The sequence below is a fragment of the Inquilinus limosus MP06 genome, from assembly GCF_000767795.1.
In the GTDB taxonomy this organism is placed as follows: Bacteria; Pseudomonadota; Alphaproteobacteria; order DSM-16000; family Inquilinaceae; genus Inquilinus; species Inquilinus limosus_E.
Window position 1 is genome coordinate 1 of the sequence record NZ_JANX01000727.1, and the last position, 2,601, is coordinate 2,601.

The window sequence follows — 2,601 nt, forward strand, 5'->3', positions numbered from 1 at the left end:
GGAGGGGGAAGGGGAGGGGCTGTCGCCGCCGGAGCTGATGTCGACCGATCGCCTCGATCGGCAGACATCCGGGACGATCCGGGCCGGTTTCCGTCATCGACACCCCCTCCCCTACCCCCTCCCGCGAGGGGAGGGGGAGGATAAAAAAGTCCGCAGCGCCAATGCATCTGTGACTCACCCGCTCCCGGGAGCGGAGACCAAGGAGACGCTCGTGACCGCCACCCCGATCCGGGTCGACCTGAACGGCCCCGCCCGCCCGTGGAAGCGCTTCTGGCGCAGCACCGGCTTCTCGCCGGCGGAGCTGCTGCTGGAACCGGAGATGCAGCAGGCGCTGGCCCATCTGGGATCCGTGCCGAACCGCGGCATCGAGTATCTCCGCGTCCACTACATGCTCGACCTGGTGAAGGCGGACCGGCTGGGCGCCTATGACTGGACCCTGCTGGACCAGGCGCTGGACGCGATCGTCGGCCACCGGCTGAAGCCCTTCTTCGAGCTGATGGGCAACCCCGGCAAGCTCTACACCGACCTGAACCAGGAGGCGCAGGTCCGGCTCTGGCGCGACCTGGTCGAGGCCCTGGCCCGGCGCTGCGTCGAGCGCTACGGCACCGAGGAGGTGCGGTCCTGGTACTTCGAGACCTGGAACGAGCCGGACATCTGGTGGAAGCTGGGCGGCGAGACCGGCTTCAACAACTACTACGACGCCTGCTCGGAAGGGCTGAAGGCGGTCGACCCGGCGCTGCGCCTGGGCGGGCCGGGCGTGGCGCGGCGGGTGCCGCCGATCTTCCGCAGCTTCCTCGCCCATTGCGACACCGGCACCAACTTCTTCACCGGCGAGACCGGAGTGCGGCTCGACTTCATCTCGGTGCATGAGAAGGGGGCGGTGAAGCATCCGGAGGACCTGACCCCCGACACGGTCGGCATCTGCCGGCACGAGATGGAGGCGGTGAACTACATCCGCGAGCACCATCCGCGCTTCGCCGGCCTGCCCTTCATCAACAATGAGTGCGACCCGCAGATCGGCTGGGAGCATTACCACAGCTGGCACGCGACGCCGTATTTCGCCGGGCTGATCGCCAAGGTGATCGACCAGCACCAGCGGCTGCTGGTCGAGGCCGAGGGCGTCGACTACGACATCCTCAGCAACGACAACGGCTTCCTCGGCCGCTGGGGCCAGCGCACCCATCTGGCCTTCTTCGGCGCCCGTCAATTCGACGCGGCGCAGCGCGACTGGGTCACCGACCTCGCCGCCCTGGCCGACCGGCGTGCCAACCCGGAGCCCTTCGACTTCGTCAAGAAGCCGGGGCTGACGGTGATGGAGCTGCTGGCCCTGCTCGGCGACCGCCGGGTCGACGCGCCGGGCGATCTCGACCCCGACCGCACCGGTCTCGGCGTCATGGCCACGCCGATCGAAGGCGGCGCGGCGGTGCTGCTGTACAACAGCGTCGACCGGATCTGGCGGTCCGGCATCAGCCCGGTGGCGCTGGAGGTGGCGGGCCTCGTCCCCGGCCGGTACGCGCTGGGCATCTTCGCGATCGCCCAGGACAAGGGCGACCCGTTCTCGGTCTGGGAAGACCAGGCCCGGGCGCTGCCGCATGCGGAGCAGCTGGCGGCGCTGGGCACGCCGAACCCGGCGCAGCTGGCGGCGATGCGCAAGGCGCAGGAGCCGGCGCTGACCGTGCGCCGGGTCGAGGTGGGCGCCGACGGCCGGCTGCCGCTGGATCTCGAGCTGCTCCTGCCATCGGTGGCGCTGGTGGTGCTGCAGCGGGAGGGGACGGCGTCTGCCGACACCCCGGCAGCGAACATCCGGATGCGGCACGACCGCGGCCTGAACGGTCCCAACCAGCTGCTGTTCTGGGACCCGCCGGCCGGGGAGGGCGTGCGCCTGTTCGACGTGCTGTGGAGCGCGGACGCGGCCGGGCCGTTCGCGCCGGTGAACCCGGTGCGGCTGCTGTCGAGTATGTACCTGCACGCCGTCGAGCGACCGGGCGGCTTCTACCGCATCCGCACCACCGACCTGGCGGGCCGGGAGCTTTCGGTGTCGGAGGTGGTGGCGGCCGGCTGACCGACGATCGCGCGTGCTCGCATCGCCTCTCCCGCGAACAGGACCTTCTCAAAATCCAACCACCTGAACCGACGCGTATTTTCCACACTCCCCCTCCCCCTCGCGGGAGGGGGTAGGGGGAGGGGAGCTGTCGATGAGGTGATGGGCGCGGGTATCCAGGGCGGCTGCCAAATTCGGCAATCGCCTGGCATCGGTCCGGGCGGCGGCAATACCCCTCCCCTACCCCCTCCCGCAAGGGGAGGGGGAGGACAGAAGGGACAGGTCCGCTCAAACGCAACATCGCCCCCGGTGCCCTCAGCTGCTGTCGATCGAGGCCTCGGCGTCGTCGTCACCGACGCCTTCCTCGTCGAGATAGCTCTCGGGGTCGTTCTCGATGTCGAAGCCGAGGGAGCGGCAGAGGCGGATCACGGCGGTGCCGAAGCTCTCGGTGTCGAGCAGCGTCTCGACATCGGGCTCCCTCAGCCGGACCGCCAGCCCGGCCTTGATGTCGGCGGCGACGCCGGGTTCGGCGAGGTCGTCGACAGCCTGCTCGACCATGG

At 69.9% G+C, this 2,601-nt stretch carries 2 protein-coding genes; one reads left to right on the top strand and one right to left on the bottom strand.

The window, feature by feature from the left end; all coding sequences use genetic code 11:
• The first annotated feature begins 211 nt into the window (after nt 1–211).
• Nucleotides 212–2,062 (top strand): GH39 family glycosyl hydrolase, encoded by a 1,851-nt coding sequence (locus tag P409_RS31515; RefSeq protein ID WP_052121626.1) that lies wholly within the window; start codon nt 212–214, stop codon nt 2,060–2,062.
• Nucleotides 2,063–2,356: 294 nt separating this feature from the next.
• Here P409_RS31515 and P409_RS39515 read toward each other — a convergent pair.
• Nucleotides 2,357–2,601 (bottom strand): hypothetical protein (locus P409_RS39515; RefSeq protein WP_034847831.1); only part of this gene is annotated, 245 nt, incomplete at its 5' end.